Below are 19,027 nucleotides of genomic sequence, written 5' to 3' on the forward strand. Positions count from 1 at the left end.
GTGATGACTGGATGAAATTTTTATTAGTAGAAGATGATGAACGAATTGCTTCATCTCTTGCAGAAGCCCTAACTGATAACAATTACGCCGTTGATGTAGCTATTGACGGAGAAGAAGGATGGGACTTCATTACCGCATTCAGCTATGATTTAATTCTGCTGGATGTGATGTTACCCAAATTGAATGGTATAGAATTGTGTCAAAGATTAAGGCGACATGGTTATGGACTGCCAGTGCTGATGTTGACAGCGAAAGATAGCAGTGCGGATAAAGTCATAGGTTTAGATGCTGGTGCTGATGATTACGTCATCAAGCCTTTTGATTTAAAGGAATTACTAGCACGAATTCGGGCTTTGCTGCGTCGTGGAAGTATGCCAGTATCAAACTTTTTAGAGTGGGGAGAACTGCAACTTGACCCTGCTAATTGTACCGTTACTTATCAACAACAATTATTATTATTAACACCAAAAGAATATCAATTATTAGAATTATTTCTTCGTCATCATGGTCACGTCCTCAGTCGTCAGCAAATACTTGACCACCTGTGGTCATCTATTGACACACCAGGACAAGATACAGTCAAAGTGCATATTCGGGGAATACGTCAAAAACTCAAAGCCGCAGGAGCAAAACATGATTTTATCGAAACTGTTTATGGGCTTGGGTATCGGCTTAACCAAAACTTTTAGAACCAAAACCAGATTTTTATCCAGAAAATATATTGTACCTTGGCGGTGGAGAAATATTTTATCTAACTCCCAATTTCGTGCTACCAGTTCGCGGCTATTGTTATCTTATTTGTTGGCGATGATAGTAGTGATGGGACTATCATCAATGGGAGTTTATCATTTTTTCGCTTACAGTTTGTATCAACAATTAGATCATCAGCTATTGACTTTAGCAGATGCTGCGGCTCATAATTTATCGTCTATTCAAGCAGATAGGACAGCGGTACATCGGAAAATGCCCAGAATTTTGGATCATGATGGAGATTTAGATATTCCTTGGCAAGATTTGCGGCTATATAATCAAAGTGTAGAATGGTTTGATCACAAAAAGCAATTATTAGGAAAAGCGGGAAAACAATTTCCGCAGGTACCATTTGTGACTAGTTTTCAATCATGGCATAAAAATCAGATCCGTACATTAACTATTCCAGTTTATTTTTCCGAAAAAAATCGCCAAGTTTTAGGTTATGTGCGTGTGAGTGCATCGACAACAGAAGTACAAAAAGAACTAAATAGACTATTGATAGGTTTAGGTTTTGGCGGTGTTTTGGGAATGGTTTTAATTGGTGGTACAGGCTGGTGGTTGACGAGTAAAGCCTTGCAACCTATTGAGCAGAGTTTCCAGAAGTTACAACAATTTACTGCGGATGCGTCCCATGAATTACGCAGTCCTCTGACGGCGATTAAAACAACTGTAGAAGTGATGCAAAGTCATCCAGAACGCCATCCCAGTGATAGCAAAAAAATTGCCATTATAGAAGGTGCAACGCGACAAATGACGCACTTGGTGGAAGATTTACTGTTATTAGCAAGAAACGATTCTGCTGATGTTAATTTGCCAACAATTGCAATTCCTATACCTATAGATGAAATTTTATGGGATTTAATAGCTAGTTTACAACCGCAAGCACAGGAAAATAAAATTACCCTAGAAATTTCTCTGGAGTCTGATTTTACTAAAGCTCAAAATGGTTTCCAGCTTTCCGAACCAAACAACAAATTTTTCCCTCATGTCTATCAACTAAATTCAGATATAAGGAAAATCCAAAATCCTCAAACTGATGAAGTATGGGTGAAGGGAAATGCAAATCAAATACAGCGACTATTCGTAAATTTGCTAGAAAATGCCCTGCAATATACCCCAGGAGGTGGTTTAGTAAAGGTAAAAATTATGAAATCGGATAATTTTGTGATGATTGAAGTGGCAGATACTGGTATTGGTATTGCTAGTGAACATTTACCTTTAGTATTTAATCGCTTTTGGCGTGCTGACAAAGCTCGTTCTCGTCGTCATGGTGGTTCTGGTTTGGGTTTAGCTATTGCTCAAGCTATTACTCATGCTCATGGTGGGGAAATTTCTGTGAAGAGTCAACTTGGTGTGGGTAGTTGTTTTCGGGTGAAGTTACCAGTTTTTGAGTGAATATAAAACCGATTTCTCTCAGCTGTCAGGGTTCTTTACTAGTTCTTTACTTTGTTTATTTTATGCTATCAAGTGGTGTTTAGGGGATTATTGCTTGATGTTTCGTGTTTACGCCATCTCATAAATTCAGTAACACTAAATAATTATTCTGGAGGATGAGTATGAAAAAAGCATTCCGCAAGTATCACCGCATCATTGGTATTATTATTTGTTTACCACTTCTATTAACAGTCTTAACGGGAATGTTAGCAACTGTTGCCCAAGAATGGCCGATAAATATTGGACTTTCATCTAGATTAATGTTGAAAATTCATACAGGGGAAATTTTCCATTTACAGGCAATTTACCCCATTTTGAACGGCATTGGACTGATTGGTTTGCTGGTGACAGGTATGAGTATGTCAGGATTATTTAATCAGAAAAAAAGACCTAATATCAATAATTGAACTCAGGTTTTTGATTGCATCCAATCTGATTATTTCACATCAGTTACCCGCCAACTGAGTTTCAGGTTAACCCAGAAATTCCAAATTGTGGCAACTGCGATCGCAATCAGGTTAGCAATATACTGATTACGAATCAAGAAATTATAAACAATATTCAAAACCAAGACATTAATTACCAACCCTGCTAAACAAACCACATTAAACTTGAGAAATCTTTTAATGCGTTGTCTCCATCCTTTTTGCTGCATAGACACATCTGCAAATGTCCAAGCATCATTCCACAGGAAATTATTGAAAATGGCAACTTCACCAGCAATGATTTTACTGCGAGTTAAATTCCAACCTAAAGTAGAATCATCACTGAGTAAATACAGTACCGCCATATCTACAAATACCCCACTTAGTCCTACCAAACCAAAGCGGATAAATTTACCAATGGGAAAATCAATCTTCCGGCTAATTTTTCCTAACCGTCCAGTAGATACCCGTAAGCGGATTAAGTGTTGAATGTACTCTACATATTGCTTCCACGTGACCTTGCTTTCGCCTTCTGTGCGTTCACGGAATACATAACCAGCTTCCGCGATTTCCCTCACTTGTCCACGACCGATTACCTCCAGGAGAATTTTATACCCTACAGGATTCATGGTTGCACCTGCGATCGCACTCCGTCGCACCATAAAATAACCACTCATCGGGTCAGTAACTCTTCCTAGTACACCTGGTAAAATAATTAACCCTAAGACCTGCGCTCCACGAGACAAAAAGCGCCTAATCACACTCCAGCTACTGACACCACCACCATCTACGTGACGACTGGCCAAAGCCAAATCTGCCCCCTGTTCTATCTTCTGCAACAGTTGGAACAATACCTCTGGAGGGTGCTGCAAATCTCCGTCAATTACACCTAAAATCCGCCCTGTGGCAGCTTGCCAACCGCGAATCACTGCTGAAGAAAGTCCCCGTTCCTCTTGACGACGCATTACCCGCAACTGAGGATAATCTGGTATCAAAGATTGTGCTACTTGCCAAGTCAAGTCTGGACTATCATCATCCACTACAATGAGTTCATAATTACCAGGAATAGCCTCATCCAGTAACCCACTGAGGATATTGACGATCTTCTCAATATTGTCACGTTCTTTATAAGTAGGAATCACTAGAGACAGAAGAATGGGCTTGTCTCCAAACTCATCTGCTGATGGATGTTCAGAAATCTTTAATGCCCCAGTGGGAACTGCTAATAAGGAATTTGAGGAATGGAAATCCATAAATTAAAATTTCAGTATCTAGGTGTAAAATTTTACTTTTAATGGCGCGGTATCTTGATATACTATATACTTTTTTTACTGTTTCCTATGTTTATTTTATTCTCTTGGCAATTGTGTAGTTTTAATGTTAAGTGTTGAAAAAGTTTTTGGTGTCAGTATTTTCATTTAATTCATCGTAACTTTACATTTAATCACTAATTGTCAATTTAATTTCCCGGTCAGGGTGTGTAAAGATTAGCCGTAAAATTATCAAGGGTCATTGTCCCGGAAAGATTTTGAGTTTCTTGTAATTTAAACCCAGAAGACAAAACTTGTTGAATTTTCTCTTCTTGCTGCTTTACTTCCGCTTCTGTTTTCAACCGTGACCACAAAGGATTAGCACTATTTAGCCAAACAATTCGGGAATATCTACCTGGTTCTTCCTTGAGAACCTTTTCTAAAGAATTTGCTAGTTCTGAAGGTTTTTGGGATAGAAGCATCACAGGGTAAGAACTAGGAATATAATAAGCCACACGCATAACATGACCCCAAGCTTTAGAGTTCATAGCAATTAAAGTTGGTTGATTTCCATCTTTAGCCATCAATTCTGCAACTGATCGAAAAACCACACGATTTCGGAGACTAAAATCTCCGATACTAATAGTTAGATATATCAGTAATATACCAGCAGCTACAAGGGTACGCCATTCTTTAGCAACAGCTTTTTCTAACCACAAACTTATTAATAATAAACAGCCTGGGAGAATAATAATCATTGTTCTGCCAAAGCCAAAACCCAAGGTAAACTTTTTCGTGGCAATGTCTACTATTAATGCTAGTGATATAGGTAAAATTCCTAATATTAAAACAGTAATTAAATTTTTATGTTCATTTTGTTTCCACAAATGAATACTAAAACCTAAAAATGCCAAAATTACTAAACAACCAGCTAAAGTAACGACAATGGGATCTAAACTAGTTGCCCAGTCTCCTATTAATATGTCAGTACCCAAAGTATTGGTAAAATCCTGTAAATGTCTTAAAAAAGGAGGTAATGTAGACTTGGCTTTACCAAAACGGTCTAAGTCAGCATTCCGCAGTTGTTTAATTGTACCCCACAATACCCAAGGCATGGTTAATAAAACGCCAGTACCTAAGCGTAAGCCATGTTGAAACCAATTTCTTCTATCTAAATAAAGTACCAATACTCCTAAAACTATTAGCCAATAGGCATATAAATAAAAAGTCATCAAACCGGCAGTAATAGAAATAATTAAAAGTCCATTCCATAACAACTGACTGCGACGACTTTGGCTAATGTCGGAATTTTTTTGTTCAATAATATATAGTAGCGCCCATGTACTCAAAATTGCCCACAAAACCAGGGGTGCATACATTCGTACATTCAGAGAATGAAATAAATAAAATGGGCTAACTGCCACCAATGCTGTAAATAATAGTCCTCCACGATGTCCTAAAAATAACTTACCTAAACCATAAGCACCACCCATAGCCGCAATGCTAAATAAGGTGTTTAAACTCCTTGTTCCTGCTTCGCTATTACCAAAAAGACGTAACCAAAAATGCTGACTCAAAAAGAATATTGGTGGATGAGGTTCTCCACCCAAAAGACTTTTAATTAACACGATGATAGTTTGGAAAAAATCCCCTAAACTTGCTTCTTTGGGTAAGCTTAATAAGGATGTATATTCTGCCAATACTACCGGCACATCTCCAGGAGTTTTGTAAATACCATTTTTACTGGTAGACAGTAGTAATGATAAAACTTCGTCATACCAAAATTCTCTAGTACCGAGATTGATAATTCTGAGGATGACTCCTATAGCTATTGTTATCAATGCTAATTTTTCTAGGGAAAGCTGTTGTTTGAGGTTATTACTTGCTAAGTTAGTTTTCATTATTATTCATCAGGTTGAATATGATTGTGTTTTATTCTTGAACAATAGTCGCTTCTTCTATTCTGTATCTTTTATTTTCCTTGATGTTTTTTAGCTGAATAGTTAATTTTTTCGGGCTGGCAAATATTCTTAATTTATTAGGTATTTGGGGAGATGCAAAGCATTTGTCATATACAGGACATATATACAGAAATTTTGTATATCCTTGTTCATGCAATGCCAATCCTAATTTACTAACATCATTAGGTTTCTTGGTCAGAAAAAATATTTTTTGATTGAAAGTTGCTTCAAAACTTTGACCTACATACTGATTAGCTACCGCTACAATTTTATTGCTATCTTTCCTTAAAAAATCAAGAACTTCTACATTTTCTTGTTTATCTTTTTGATAAGCAGTTTTTGTACCTGCAATTATATTAAGATTAAATCCCCATACAAACAGCACCGCTAAAATTGCCATGCTAATATATCTAATCCCAAACTGCTTAATTTCCCAAGTTTTATCTAAACCCGATATGGCGATGATATTAACTAATGGGATGAGAATTAATAAAAACCGCGGACCCCACTGTTTACCACCATCACTAGGAATAAGTATAGGTACTATCAACAAAAATAAAATTGATATTAGTAAGATTTGGATCGCAACAGGGTTGATTCTAAAATTTATTCTGAATATGGAAATTACACAAATCGCCAAGGCAAAGTATATAACTGGAAAATGTTTTAATAAGTTATCTTTGAGTTCATTGAAAAACTTCCAGGATTTTAATAATCTTTCAGACAGAGAAAAATTTTCTACAACTTGGAATGCATGAGCGCCCAAGGGATGATTATAAATCATTTTATTCAAGGCGAAGAAACACAATACTGTAATTATTAAACTCACTGAAAATATTATTTGTTTATTGTTGATGATAGTAAATAAATCTAATTTAGTTAGATATGAGGCCATTATTAATATGATTAAAATAGCTACTAAAGCTAGAAATTCTGGTCTAAACCACACGGCTAAACCAATCAATATACCACTGAGAATAGCTTCTTTGTTATTCAAGTCATTTTCTTGCTTGGAGAAGATCACCACCAAACCAGTAAAGGCTAAACATACTGCCAGTGTATGTTCCCAATACATGGCACTATACATAGTCAGTGGTGAAGCAAAAATTAGGGTAATCAAACCTATGGAGGTGATTAACTGATTGATTTTAAAAGACTGACATAAACGATAAAAACTTAACCAAATTAGCCATGTAGAAATTAAAGGAACTACATAAAAACCTCTATACCCAAAAATGCCATAAAATGGAGACGTAACCAGGGGAAATGTAAACGGAAATGTGATATAATAGAGGTTATTAATTTTGTAGCTAAACGGTGGCTCAAAAGGGTATAATCCACTATTCCAGATCGTCTTTACCCATGGCGGTACTTGTAGATTTAAATCAAAGTGTAGATTGCCAGAACTTAGTTGTTGAGCTAACAATGCCTTGAGTCCACCATCACCACTAAAGTAAAGATCATCTGGAACTTGTGACAGTAAATATAAAGAGAAAATCACACCTGATAAAATGATTAATAATGGTGCATTGGTTTTTAATTTATTCATACGGTAATAAAAATTTGATAGACTGTGACTAATATAACTTTGGATACTATTCTTGATCGTTCCTTGCTAGGGTCTAATATATCACCATCTGAGGCAGTAGTTTTATTAAAACAAACTGACCCCCAAGCTGTAAATGCTATTCGGGCTACAGCTGACCAACTGCGACAAAGACAAGCTGGTGAGACCGTAACTTACGTAATAAACCGTAATATTAATTTTACTAACATTTGTGAGCAGCACTGTAGTTTTTGTGCATTCAGACGAGATGATGGTGATACGGATGCTTACTGGTTAGATTGGGCGCAAATTTTGGAAAAATCTACAGATGCAGTGCATAGAGGTGCAACAGAAATCTGTATGCAAGGGGGATTAAACCCACAAGCGCAAATCAACGGTAAATCCTTACCCTATTACATAAAGTTAGTAGAAACCATTAAACAGGAGTTTCCTCAGCTACATTTACACGCTTTTTCTCCCCAGGAAGTGCAATTTATTGCCAGACTTGACGGAATTTCCTACACTGAAGTGATAGCAGCTTTGCGGGATGCAGGTGTGGGTTCGATGCCGGGAACAGCAGCCGAGGTGTTAGATGATGAAGTCAGAAGGGTATTGTGTCCCGAAAAAATTGATACTGAAACTTGGTTAGAAATTGTCAGTACGGCTCACAAACTAGGTGTACCCACCACCAGTACAATGTTATCTGGGCATATTGAAACTCCAGAACAGCAAACTGCACATTTAGAAAAATTGCGATCGCTCCAACAAACAGCCTTAGAAAAAGGATATCCAGCCAGAATAACAGAATTTATCATCTTACCCTTCGTTGGTCAAGAAGCGCCTAAATCTTTACGTCGTCGGGTAGGAAGAGATCAACCAGTGTTAGCAGATGCGCTTTTATTAACTGCGGTAGCGCGGATATTCTTAGGAAACTACATACCTAACCATCAACCCAGTTGGGTAAAATTGGGTCTTGCGGGTGCGACAGAAGCTTTAACTTGGGGTTGTAATGATATTGGTGGCACATTGATGGAAGAACACATTACCACAATGGCAGGAGCGATCGGTGGTACGTGCATGGAAGTCGAAACTCTACAAAGTGCGATCGCTTCCCTTAACAGACCTTACCAGCAACGAAATACTTTGTATCAGGGTTTAGGGGTGTAGGGTGTAGGGGTGTAGGGTGTAGGGTTGAGGGGAGAAAATTTACCAATTACCAATTACCAATTACCAATTACCAATTACCAATTACCAATTACCAATTACCCATTACCCATTACCAATTACCAATTACCCATTACCCATTACCCATTAAAGTATATTTAGAACTTTCCGCAATAATGCCTGGTCTTCTATTTTGGGTTTGAGACGACCATTTTCGACATCACGAATCCAACTTTGGCTTTTACCCGTGAGTTTTGCTAGTTCTCTTTGAGAAATATTCAGGTTTTTACGTGCTTGCAGAACTTGTTCAGCTAATAAATCATCTGTGGGTTTGAGAATTCGTTTATTTGTAATAATGGTACGGCGTTTTTTCTTCTCTACTACTGAATTTTGCTGTTGCCATTCTAGAGGCAGTTCAAAGGATAAAATCCTGGCATTCATCAGTAAATTCCACTTACCACGGGGTCCACTATCTGTCAGACGATGATCACCACCACCATCATTAATCCAAAATTCCAACGCCTCATCTGGATCTTCAGGAATATCAACTAATTTCGCCCACAAAGGTTGAATTTCTGGTGGGTAGGTAATTGGGTCAAAAACAGGTTTGATGCCATAGTGATTGAGAACTTCCAAATCGTTTTCAAATGTTCGTAATAGGCGCTTACGTTCATCTCTTAATCTGGAAGCGAGGTTCATTTTTTCCTCACCATAAGCAACACGCAGTAAAGTAGGAACGGTAATGCGTTGTTCTCTACCCATTTTGGTTTTAAATAACAACCATAACATTAGTCTAACAGCACCTTCATGTTGCTGCCAAAGACTCATAACTGTAGTTAATAACGTTTTGGGTAGACTACCATATTGATAGAATCCGGTACGTTCTTTACAGCCTTGTTTATTTAAGAAATGTTGCGCCCAGATGCCAGCTTTAATTTTAAATGTTAGGCCAATCAGATATTTGCACCCTAATTCATCTTCTTGAAAATGGTGCTTAATATCTATTAAATGCCATAGGCGACTATTTGTGGCAGAAAATCCGGGAACTTTACCCCGTGGCAGCCAGTCAATAGAAACAATCAAAGAGCAAGCTTGCTGAACGATGTTCTTAATTAAACATAGCTTGGCAACTTTATTTAGGTCTTTGCGTTTTTCTAACCCCAAGTATTTTTCAATTTGGCGTTCATCAATGACAAACTCCTGTTCCCAAGGTTGCTCTAAAGTTGTAGCATGGGCAGCAAAAATCAGATGAATACCAGCAGATCGAATATCGAGATTTTCGACAGCTTGTAAATCTTGAGCCAGATTGTTAACTTGAAATGGGTCTTGGATGTGAAAAGAAATTGCCCCCCGACCTTGATTAACTTGTCGGCTATAATGTAAATTACCTCCTGCATCTGTCTCCCAATTTAATGATTTACGTTGCGCTAGTAGATTGCAAGCTTCCCAAATAACTATTGCCGAAGCAAATGGGGTATTCTTGCCATTGGAAAACAAATCAGGACTGGTAGGTTCTCGCGCTTCAACTTTGCATCTGCCTTTTTTCGCTTGCCAAGGGATAGGAGCGTTTTTTGGACAAGCAATTACACATTGTGGTTCTGGATAATAACCCTCACAATTGTTACACAGACAAGGATCAATCCAATATTCATTATTTTCGATTTTGATTGCACCCGTAGGACATTGGGGGCGGCAGTTATCACATCCAGAGCAATTTTTGTTAGGAATAGTATAAGGCATAAGGCTTCTTCCTAGTCTAATTGCTGAGATGTTTGGCTCAAGTCTCCCCTCGATGTCTCCTCTTGATTCATAACTTGCTACCAAATTATCTCCATGACAAGAAAAGTTTTTCTCGCCTCACTTATCAGTTATCAGTTATCAGTTACCAGTGATCAGTTATCATCAGTTGTCAGTGATAGCGGAAGGCAAGAGGCAAAAGGCAAAAGTAAAACCCTTGTTATCTATCACTAGTTTTTAGCTTTTGAGAATGTCCTAATCGCCTTGTCTACAGCTATATAATTAGTTATTTTCTCCTTACTTCTGCGTGGGAGTATCCTGCTTTACTGACTGCTGATTTCTCGATTCTGTTGTATTTTCTGTCACTGATTTTAGATCCTGGAAATTAGGGCTTCATTGCTTCTTTATTAACTATACATTTCATAAAGATTTCGCTAAGTTTGTTCAGAATGAGCTTAGGGAGATTTCTTAATATTTGTGTTGTTTGTTGACTGGAAATCCTCACTGAAAGTGTTTTCAGATAACATTTCACCAAGGTCAAATTGTTTTAATTTAGTATTTTGATTTTCTTGACAGTTAATATAAATTTGTGCCTGGTTATAAAAATTACATTTTTGATCATAAATAAACTCTTTGGCATCAACTTAGTTAATGCAAAAATATAACTTTTATTCTCATTGCATTTGTATAGATGTTTGCATATAAAGTAACTAAAACTTATGTTGTATCTGTAAATACGGTTGTATGATATTTTCACTTCATATTTTCCAGATTATATTTGCGACATAATATCAAAACATAAATTATTGCTTGGCTTAATTGATTAACAATCTAATTCTTTAGATATAGCCGGATAGCAAGATGTGTAGCCATTCTATTTATTAATAATAATTAGCAGTTATCCTTTTGGATAAATTCCTATCAATTGATATTATTTAGCAAGTCAGCAAAACTTGATAAAAAAGTTAATTTTTGTCATCAAAATATTCAAATCTTAGGCTAGTATTAAGATTAAATCACCAACTAATTTATAAGCGAAATTGCTGAGGATAGATTCATGGCGACATTGACAGGCGTAACATTTGGCGGTAAGACTTGGACACCTAAATTTGCCCAAGAAATTGACAAAGATAAATGTATCGGTTGTGGCAGATGTATTAAAGTATGTGGTCACAATGTATTAGGCTTGATGGCATTGAATGAAGAAGGTGAATTCGTAGAAGATGAAGATGATGAAGAAATTGAACGCAAAGTCATGACAGTTGCACATCCAGAAAACTGTATTGGTTGTGAAGCTTGTTCGAGAATTTGTCCCAAGAACTGTTATTCTCATACAACATTAGACAACTAATACTTGTGGGAATTAGCGACATTGTTTAATTCCGTAAATACACGAAAGAAGTGATTAGAGGGGAATACTTTATTTTTAATATCAGTAAGTAAAAGTTCATAGTAAACAAAAATATAAATCGTCAATTGTTATTTTTAAACACAATCATGCCACCATATTCCTGATTTATTTAGAAAATCGGGAATATTAGTATTTTCAGAAAAAAGGTTATGAAAAAATCTGGAAGTTTACCCCATTTTTGGTGATGTACAAGTTAGAACTTGAATAAGTGGAAATCAAAAACACCGCTGAAATTGTTAGACCTAGTAGCCATGAATAAATTTTTTGATATTTTTGGCTAGGGATAAATATCAACAACAGGATGCAATCTCCTAAATCAGTGAACAATACAGCAGAGTTCAGGAGTCAGGAGTCAGGAGTAAAACTGGCTTTTTGTCCAGCGTTGAATTTAGATCCTGTACCTTATTGATCACTGGTAACTGATAACTAAGAAAAAGTAGGTAGTATGCAAAAAGTTCCTGTGTCGTTGTGGACGCTGTTAGCGGGGATGATAATTTCCCCGATTAGTATTTGGATTGGTCAAAATCATCATCTACTTCCAGTACAAGCATCGCAACAAGCGCCTTTGGTAGACGGATTTTTTAATATCATGTTTACCATTGCGATCGCTCTTTTTTTAGTAGTAGAAGGAACGATTTTAATTTTCTTGTTTATCTATCGTCGTCGCCCCGGTGACAATAGTGATGGTACACCGATAGAAGGTAACTTAGCCTTAGAAATTTTTTGGACAGCAGTACCCACTGTAATTGTGGTTGGTTTGGGTATTTACAGCGTCAATATTTATAACCAAATGGGAGGTTTAGAACCAGGTAGTCATCCTCATGGCCATGTCGCTCATGTTTCCGGTACAGCGATGGCTGCTAGTATGAATGATGGTTCTCAATCTTTAACTGCTCCCAATATTGGTATTGGTGGAAGTCCCCAAACTCAAGGTAAACCAGCAGATTTGGTAGTTGATGTCAAAGGGATTCAATTTGCATGGTTATTTAACTATCCAGAAACTGGTATTGCTGCGGGAGAACTGCACGTTCCAGTTGGTGCTGATGTGCAGTTGAATTTATCAGCAGATGATGTCATTCATTCCTTCTGGGTTCCCCAATTTCGACTCAAACAAGATGCGCTTCCTGGTATCGCTACTGAATTGCGTTTTGTGGCTACAAAACCAGGTACATATCCGGTAGTTTGTGCGGAATTATGTGGTGGTTATCATGGTGCAATGCGATCGCAGGTTGTTGTCCACACTCAAGAAGATTTTGAAGCTTGGATAACAGAAAATCAGATTGCACAACAGCAAGGACAACCTCAAGTTGTGGCTGTAAATCCTGCTAATTTATCTACTTCTGAATTTCTTGCTCCATACATTCAGGATATGGGAGTGAGTAAAGAAAATATTGCGTCATTAGTTATCGGGAATAGGGAATAGAGAATAGGTAAATTAAACTTTTGCCTTTTTCCACTGATAAATGAAAATCCCAAATTCCCAATCCCGAATCTAAAATCTAAAATCCAACATCGAATGACACACATAGAATTTCCTCAAGATCCACCACCAGAAGAGAGTCAACAAAAAACTGTGGTAGTTGCTCATACTCAACGTCTCGCACCTTGGAAACTGAAGGACTATTTCACCTTTAATATTGACCACAAAGTTATTGGCATTCAATATTTGGTGACGGCGTTTGTATTTTATTTGATTGGTGGGTTGATGGCCATTGCTATCCGCACCGAATTAGCCACACCAGAAGCAGATTTTATTGATCCAAATCTGTACAACGCTTTCATGACCAATCATGGAACAATCATGATATTTTTATGGATTGTTCCCAGTGCAATTGGGGGATTTGGTAATTATCTAGTACCCCTAATGGTAGGTGCTAGAGATATGGCGTTCCCGAAATTAAATGCCATTGCCTTTTGGTTAAACCCACCCGCAGGTTTACTATTATTAGGTAGTTTCATATTTGGTGGTTCTCAATCAGGTTGGACAGCTTACCCACCTTTAAGTTTAATCACTGCCAACACCGCGCAAACGATGTGGATTTTGGCGATTGTGTTGGTAGGAACTTCTTCAATTTTAGGTTCATTAAACTTTGTCATCACCATTTTGATGATGAAAGTTCCCAGTATGAAATGGGATCAAGTTCCTTTATTTTGCTGGGCAATTTTAGCAACTTCTATCCTCGCACTTTTATCTACACCAGTATTAGCAGCAGGTTTAATTCTGCTGTTATTTGACATTAACTTTGGCACTTCCTTCTTCAAACCAGATGCTGGTGGTAACGTCGTTATTTACCAACATTTATTCTGGTTTTATTCCCATCCGGCGGTTTATTTAATGATTCTGCCAATTTTTGGGATCATGTCAGAAGTAATTCCCACCCATGCACGCAAACCAATTTTTGGATATAAAGCGATCGCCTATTCCAGTGTCGCTATCTGCGTCGTTGGTTTATTTGTCTGGGTACACCATATGTTCACCAGTGGTACACCCGGTTGGATGCGGATGTTTTTCACCATTTCTACATTAATAGTAGCCGTTCCCACAGGTGTAAAAATCTTCGGTTGGGTTGCAACCCTTTGGGGTGGAAAAATCCGTTTTACCACAGCCATGTTATTTGCCATTGGCTTATTATCCATGTTCGTCATGGGTGGTTTAAGCGGCGTAACAATGGGAACAGCACCCTTTGATGTTCATGTCCACGACACATATTATGTAGTCGCACATTTCCACTACGTTTTATTTGGTGGTTCCGTCTTTGGTATTTACGCAGGTATCTATCATTGGTTCCCCAAAATGACCGGCAGAATGATGAACGAAACCTGGGGAAGAGTTCACTTTGCCCTGACTTTAATTGGTACTAACTTAACATTCCTACCCATGCATGAATTGGGTTTACAAGGAATGCCTCGCCGAGTTGCTATGTATGACCCCCAATTTATTAGCTTAAATCAGCTTTGTACCATTGGCGCATTCATTTTGGGTATTTCTGTAATTCCCTTTGCTTGGAACGCTATTACTAGCTGGAAAAAAGGTGAATTTGCAGGTGATAATCCTTGGGAAAGTTTAACTTTGGAATGGACTACTAGTTCTCCTCCAATGATTGAAAACTGGGACGTTTTACCTGTTGTCACTCATGGTCCTTATGACTATGGTCAAATTCATGATCAATCTTCGTCAGTGACTGAGGCTGTTTAAAACGCAGAGGTACGCGGAGGTTAGCGCAGAGGTACGCGGAGTGTTTTTGAGGATTATTTTTTCTACCTTTGCGCTTATCCTGCGGGTTCTCCTGACGGAGATTGTGGAAGAGAAATAATAATTTATTAGGTAAATGAAATGACTGCAATTACAACAGGTGAACATCACGAAGATGGACACGAACATCATCCAGATTTAAGAGTTTGGGGACTGTTGACTTTTCTGGTTTCTGAATCTTTGATGTTTGGCGGATTTTTTGCCACTTATTTGTTTTTTAAAGGTACTACTGCAGTTTGGCCACCAGAAGGAACTGAGGTAGAATTATTTGTACCCACAATTAACACTATCATTCTTGTTTCTAGTAGTTTTGTCATTCACTTTGGTGATATGGCAATTAAAAGAAATAGTGTGGGTTGGATGCGGTTTTGGTATTTTATTACCGCAGTTATGGGTGCTGTATTTTTAGCAGGCCAGGTTTATGAATACATGAATTTGGGTTATGGATTAACCACCAATCTTTTCGCTAATTGCTTTTATTTAATGACAGGTTTCCACGGGTTGCACGTATTTGTGGGACTGTTATTAATTTTGGGTGTGTTATGGCGTTCTTTCCGTCGTGGTCATTATTCTGCTACTAAACACACTGGCATAGAAATGGCAGAAATTTACTGGCACTTTGTTGATATCATTTGGATTGTTCTCTTCACTTTGGTTTACATCCTCAACGCATTTTAATTTGGTAATAGGTAATTGGTAATTGGTAATTATGCATCTGTTACCTCTTACCTTCTCATACATCATTCACAATTATTAAAACATCATCCAATCACATCCTGTAAATCCTTAAATCCTGGACATCCTGATTCTGACAAAATCAAAATTCTGAAAATATTTAAATCTTGTAAATCCTGATGCAGACAATTTATCATGTTTCAAGATTATGCAAACTAACCAAAACAAACTCTCCTGGTTTGACGTATCCGATGATGTCAAGGAATTATTAATATTAGCTGCACAAACCTGGGAAAATTCAGAAGTTTCAGAAAAATATATGCAGCAAGCTTTAGCTAAAACCGGAGATAACACAGATATTTTAGTTGCGGCTTATAGATATTTTTATTACAAAAATAATTATTGTTTAGCACTGACAACAGCAGAGAAAATAATTGCTAAAATTAGAGCAGTCGAGAAATTACCCGATAAGTGGGAAGAACTAAAACCTATCTTAGTTCAACGACAACAAGAAACCCAAATCAGATTGTTCTTAAATGCTTATGCTGCTTCTGGTTTAGTGTTAGCTAAACTAGGAAAAATAGAACAAGCTAAAGAAATCAGTACCAGAATTAAAGGTATTGATAACAAAAATGATTTTGGTGCTGGTATTCTTCTAGATATTTTAACCCGTCCACCAGAAGAAGACGAATAATTCGTAATTCGTAATTCGTAATTCGTAAAAACTATTCTTTATTACCTAATCACCGAATTAATCATCATGAACAATTGGTTTTCTACCCGAATTTCTGGTTACACTTTGTCAATATCCACTAATAATAATATTCTCTTCCCCGGATTGCCTGAAACTCCCTCAACTCCTGTAACTAAAAACCCTCAAACCAATCCTCCTATCCTTTATTTACCTAACTATTCAAAATTTACGCTGTAGAAATTATGCAAGGTAAGGATTGGTTTGTCGGTGGAGATGGACAGCATCAAGTCTGTAAATCAGCGAGAGAATGGGATTTATTACGTGATAATTATCGCCTATATCGGTTTCTGACCGAGGTTGAAGATGTCCTTAATCATGTTGAGGATGAATCAACAAGTCTCCCAGAACTGAGAATCTTAGTTAGGCGATTAATTGTCAATTCCTATTGGATACAAAGTCAATTTTTACAACCCGATCCAAAAACCGGAACATCAGTTTTATTATTATACGATGAATTAGGATTTCCCTTAACTGTGCAAACAGTCACATTTGCACCAGGGACAACTTCTAATATTCATAATCATGGAACATGGGGAATAGTTGCCATATTAAAAGGCCAGGAAAAAAATACATTTTGGCGAAGAAATCCTACACCAGAACATCCTGATCAAATTGAGAAAGTAGGAGAACTGGATTTATATCCCGGAGACTTAATTAGTTTTACCCCGGAGACAATACATCATGTGCAGTCAATTAGTAAAGAACCAACAGTTACATTTAATATTTATGGAGAAACTGACCCAAAATACAGATTTGAATTTGATGTAATTAATCATATTGCTAAAAAATTTTAAAAGTAGTGGCAAAAACATAAATAACAGATTATCGTGATTAATAGGTAGAAATAGGTAAAAAAATCCAGAATATTTACCTATAAATAAAGTCCATCATCTTTCATCTGCGTTCATCTGTGTTTATCTGTGTTTAATTATTTGCCATCCAGAAATCAAACCAGAAAGTTATAGGAGAAATAGCAATGGCCAGAGTAATTTTCTATGAAAAACCAGGCTGTAAAAACAATACCAGACAAAAAGTATTACTAACAGCCGCAGGCCATCAAGTAGTAGCATATAGCCTATTAACAGAACCTTGGACTGTAGAAAGATTAAAATCATTTTTTGGCGATCGCCCCGTCATCGAATGGTTCAACAAAGCCGCACCCAGGATCAAATCTGGAGAAGTGAACCCTGAAAACATCGACGCTGACACCGCTTTAGTAATGATGCTCAGAGATCCCCTATTAATTCGTCGTCCTTTACTAGAAGTAGGGGATAAACGGGAAATAGGCTTTGATACCGAAAAAATTGATGCTTGGATCGGCTTAAAACCCGTAGATGACTCTTTTAAAGAAATGAGTGAAAACCTAATGCAGCAAGATTTACAAGGTTGCGCTCATGGAAATAATCACGAACACCATCATCATGGTGAAGGTGGTTGTAAACATCACACTTAAACAGGACTTACGCACAAAATTTATCATCAGGGTAGGGTGTAGGGTGTAGGGGTTTTTTCTTTTGATGAACCTATCCTCCGAAAACCTTATTTTTTCGTTCTTTTGCGTAAGTTCTATTAAACATGGAAATCTAATATAACATTCAGCAGTCAGCTAATCAGCCCACATTCGTGGGCTTTGTTTGTTGAGTTCCAAAATTATCAGTACCCAAGCAAAATTAATTGTACATATTGATTGAAAACAAAAATGTCTGTATTCCTTACTTATTCCCTATTCCCTATTCCCTGTTCCCTGTTCCCTCTATGCAAATTAGGTTTGAGAATAAGACTGACACCAATAGCCCAAGCTAACGCAACCATCCAACCGGCAAGAATATCACTGGGAAAATGAACTCCTAAATATAGGCGTGTCCAAGCAATTGCCAAGAGGTATAAACTACCACAAGTCACAACCAACCAGCGCCAGGGACGATGCCAAGTTAAAATCACTAAAATAGCTACCAAAGTCATACTTGTCATTGCATGACCACTAGGAAAAGCATAATCAAATTCAGGTGCTTTTGATAGCCACAATTGAGGACGCACTCGGTGCATGAATTCTTTAGCAGTGCGGTTAATAATTAAATTTCCCACAGCCGTAGTGAGTAAATAAGCCAGAGTTCTCAATCTGCGTTTACGTAATAAAATTAGAGCGATCGCACTCAAAACAGGGAATGCAGTCCAGAATGATCCCCACTTAGTCAGAACTACTGCAAAAACATCTAGTTGGGGAGTAGCAGTAGAATGAATAGCCATCAAAATTGGCACATCCCAAGGAAAACCACCTTCATTTTGCCAAACTTTTACCGCCAGGATTTCCACAACCTGCAACGGTAAATACACACCCATCAACATCAATAATAAAGAACGCCAATGGGAAAGCAGCAGGTTTTTGAGAAAAAGAATTGGTGATCTGTGTCTATTATTCAATATCTTGGCTTTATTCATAATCATAAACCTAATTGATATATTATCTCCGTTTGTTCTAGCTTCATATCTGTTTGGACAAGAAATAAGGAATGGGAAATAACTTATTAATTATAAGTAATTAAATGAGCCAGACATGATATTAAACATAAATTATATTCACCCATTACCCATCTAATATTTTTTATCCAGCCATAGAATCTCACATAACTGTAGTTTGTATTTGTCTAGATTATTGATACTTTT

The 19,027-nt window shown here is 37.3% G+C and carries 16 protein-coding genes; 11 read left to right on the plus strand and 5 right to left on the minus strand.

From position 1 onward, the window contains the following. The first annotated feature begins 11 nt into the window (after positions 1–11). The 3 genes from A0J48_RS01715 (at position 12) to A0J48_RS01725 (ending at position 2,594) form a co-directional block, all read left to right on the plus strand. Positions 12–689, plus strand: coding sequence for a response regulator transcription factor (locus A0J48_RS01715; RefSeq protein ID WP_200319735.1), 678 nt, complete (start codon positions 12–14; stop codon positions 687–689). After that, positions 634–2,148, plus strand: a complete 1,515-nt coding sequence (locus A0J48_RS01720) for a sensor histidine kinase (RefSeq protein ID WP_200319737.1) — start codon at positions 634–636, stop codon at positions 2,146–2,148. Before A0J48_RS01715 ends, A0J48_RS01720 begins: the two co-directional genes overlap by 56 nt. Before the next feature lie 161 nt (positions 2,149–2,309). Further along, entirely contained in the window at positions 2,310–2,594 is a 285-nt protein-coding gene (locus A0J48_RS01725; protein WP_200319739.1) for a peptidase, read from the plus strand. 29 nt (positions 2,595–2,623) lie between these two features. Here the strand turns inward: A0J48_RS01725 and A0J48_RS01730 are convergent, their stop codons facing one another. From A0J48_RS01730 to A0J48_RS01740, 3 genes are all read right to left on the minus strand, one after another. Further along, on the minus strand, positions 2,624–3,865 hold the full coding sequence (locus tag A0J48_RS01730; protein ID WP_200319740.1) for a glycosyltransferase: 1,242 nt from the start codon (positions 3,863–3,865) through the stop codon (positions 2,624–2,626). Between the two features lie 218 nt (positions 3,866–4,083). Next, complete coding sequence (locus tag A0J48_RS01735) at positions 4,084–5,763, minus strand: glycosyltransferase family 39 protein (RefSeq protein ID WP_200319742.1); 1,680 nt, start codon at positions 5,761–5,763, stop codon at positions 4,084–4,086. A 31-nt stretch (positions 5,764–5,794) separates the two neighbouring features. Next, a complete protein-coding gene (locus A0J48_RS01740; RefSeq protein WP_200319744.1) occupies positions 5,795–7,372 on the minus strand; it encodes an LA_3751/LA_3752 family putative glycosyltransferase in 1,578 nt (525 codons plus the stop codon). 24 nt (positions 7,373–7,396) lie between these two features. Here A0J48_RS01740 and cofH point away from each other — a divergent pair, with 24 nt between their 5' ends. Then, entirely contained in the window at positions 7,397–8,536 is a 1,140-nt protein-coding gene (gene cofH, locus A0J48_RS01745; RefSeq protein WP_200319746.1) for a 7,8-didemethyl-8-hydroxy-5-deazariboflavin synthase subunit CofH, read from the plus strand. A gap of 144 nt (positions 8,537–8,680) precedes the next feature. Here the strand turns inward: cofH and A0J48_RS01750 are convergent, their stop codons facing one another. Then, the gene (locus A0J48_RS01750) at positions 8,681–10,273 is read right to left on the minus strand and encodes a helix-turn-helix domain-containing protein (RefSeq protein ID WP_200319748.1); all 1,593 of its coding nucleotides are present in this window, start codon (positions 10,271–10,273) and stop codon (positions 8,681–8,683) included. Positions 10,274–11,327: 1,054 nt separating this feature from the next. Between A0J48_RS01750 and fdxB the strand changes: the two genes are divergently transcribed. The 7 genes from fdxB (at position 11,328) to A0J48_RS01785 (ending at position 17,816) form a co-directional block, all read left to right on the plus strand. After that, the gene (gene fdxB, locus A0J48_RS01755) at positions 11,328–11,621 is read left to right on the plus strand and encodes a ferredoxin III, nif-specific (RefSeq protein WP_200319750.1); all 294 of its coding nucleotides are present in this window, start codon (positions 11,328–11,330) and stop codon (positions 11,619–11,621) included. 505 nt (positions 11,622–12,126) lie between these two features. Continuing rightward, on the plus strand, positions 12,127–13,104 hold the full coding sequence (locus A0J48_RS01760) for a cytochrome c oxidase subunit II (RefSeq protein WP_200319752.1): 978 nt from the start codon (positions 12,127–12,129) through the stop codon (positions 13,102–13,104). 93 nt (positions 13,105–13,197) lie between these two features. Beyond that, positions 13,198–14,877 carry a cytochrome c oxidase subunit I gene (ctaD, locus tag A0J48_RS01765; RefSeq protein WP_200319754.1) on the plus strand — a complete coding sequence of 560 codons (1,680 nt, stop codon included), beginning with the start codon at positions 13,198–13,200 and terminating at the stop codon, positions 14,875–14,877. A 138-nt stretch (positions 14,878–15,015) separates the two neighbouring features. Continuing rightward, entirely contained in the window at positions 15,016–15,612 is a 597-nt protein-coding gene (locus tag A0J48_RS01770) for a cytochrome c oxidase subunit 3 (RefSeq protein ID WP_200319756.1), read from the plus strand. Between the two features lie 205 nt (positions 15,613–15,817). After that, positions 15,818–16,303 carry a hypothetical protein gene (locus tag A0J48_RS01775; RefSeq protein ID WP_200319758.1) on the plus strand — a complete coding sequence of 162 codons (486 nt, stop codon included), beginning with the start codon at positions 15,818–15,820 and terminating at the stop codon, positions 16,301–16,303. 242 nt (positions 16,304–16,545) lie between these two features. After that, a complete protein-coding gene (locus A0J48_RS01780) occupies positions 16,546–17,157 on the plus strand; it encodes a cysteine dioxygenase family protein (RefSeq protein ID WP_200319759.1) in 612 nt (203 codons plus the stop codon). 182 nt (positions 17,158–17,339) lie between these two features. Beyond that, entirely contained in the window at positions 17,340–17,816 is a 477-nt protein-coding gene (locus A0J48_RS01785; RefSeq protein ID WP_200319761.1) for an ArsC/Spx/MgsR family protein, read from the plus strand. A gap of 263 nt (positions 17,817–18,079) precedes the next feature. On the opposite strand, the gene A0J48_RS01790 is transcribed toward A0J48_RS01785, so the two are convergent. Beyond that, positions 18,080–18,802 (minus strand): phosphatase PAP2 family protein, encoded by a 723-nt coding sequence (locus A0J48_RS01790; RefSeq protein ID WP_200319763.1) that lies wholly within the window; start codon positions 18,800–18,802, stop codon positions 18,080–18,082. Between the last annotated feature and the right edge of the window lie 225 nt (positions 18,803–19,027).

The organism is Sphaerospermopsis aphanizomenoides BCCUSP55, assembly GCF_001586785.1.
Classification (GTDB): domain Bacteria; phylum Cyanobacteriota; class Cyanobacteriia; order Cyanobacteriales; family Nostocaceae; genus Sphaerospermopsis_A; species Sphaerospermopsis_A aphanizomenoides_A.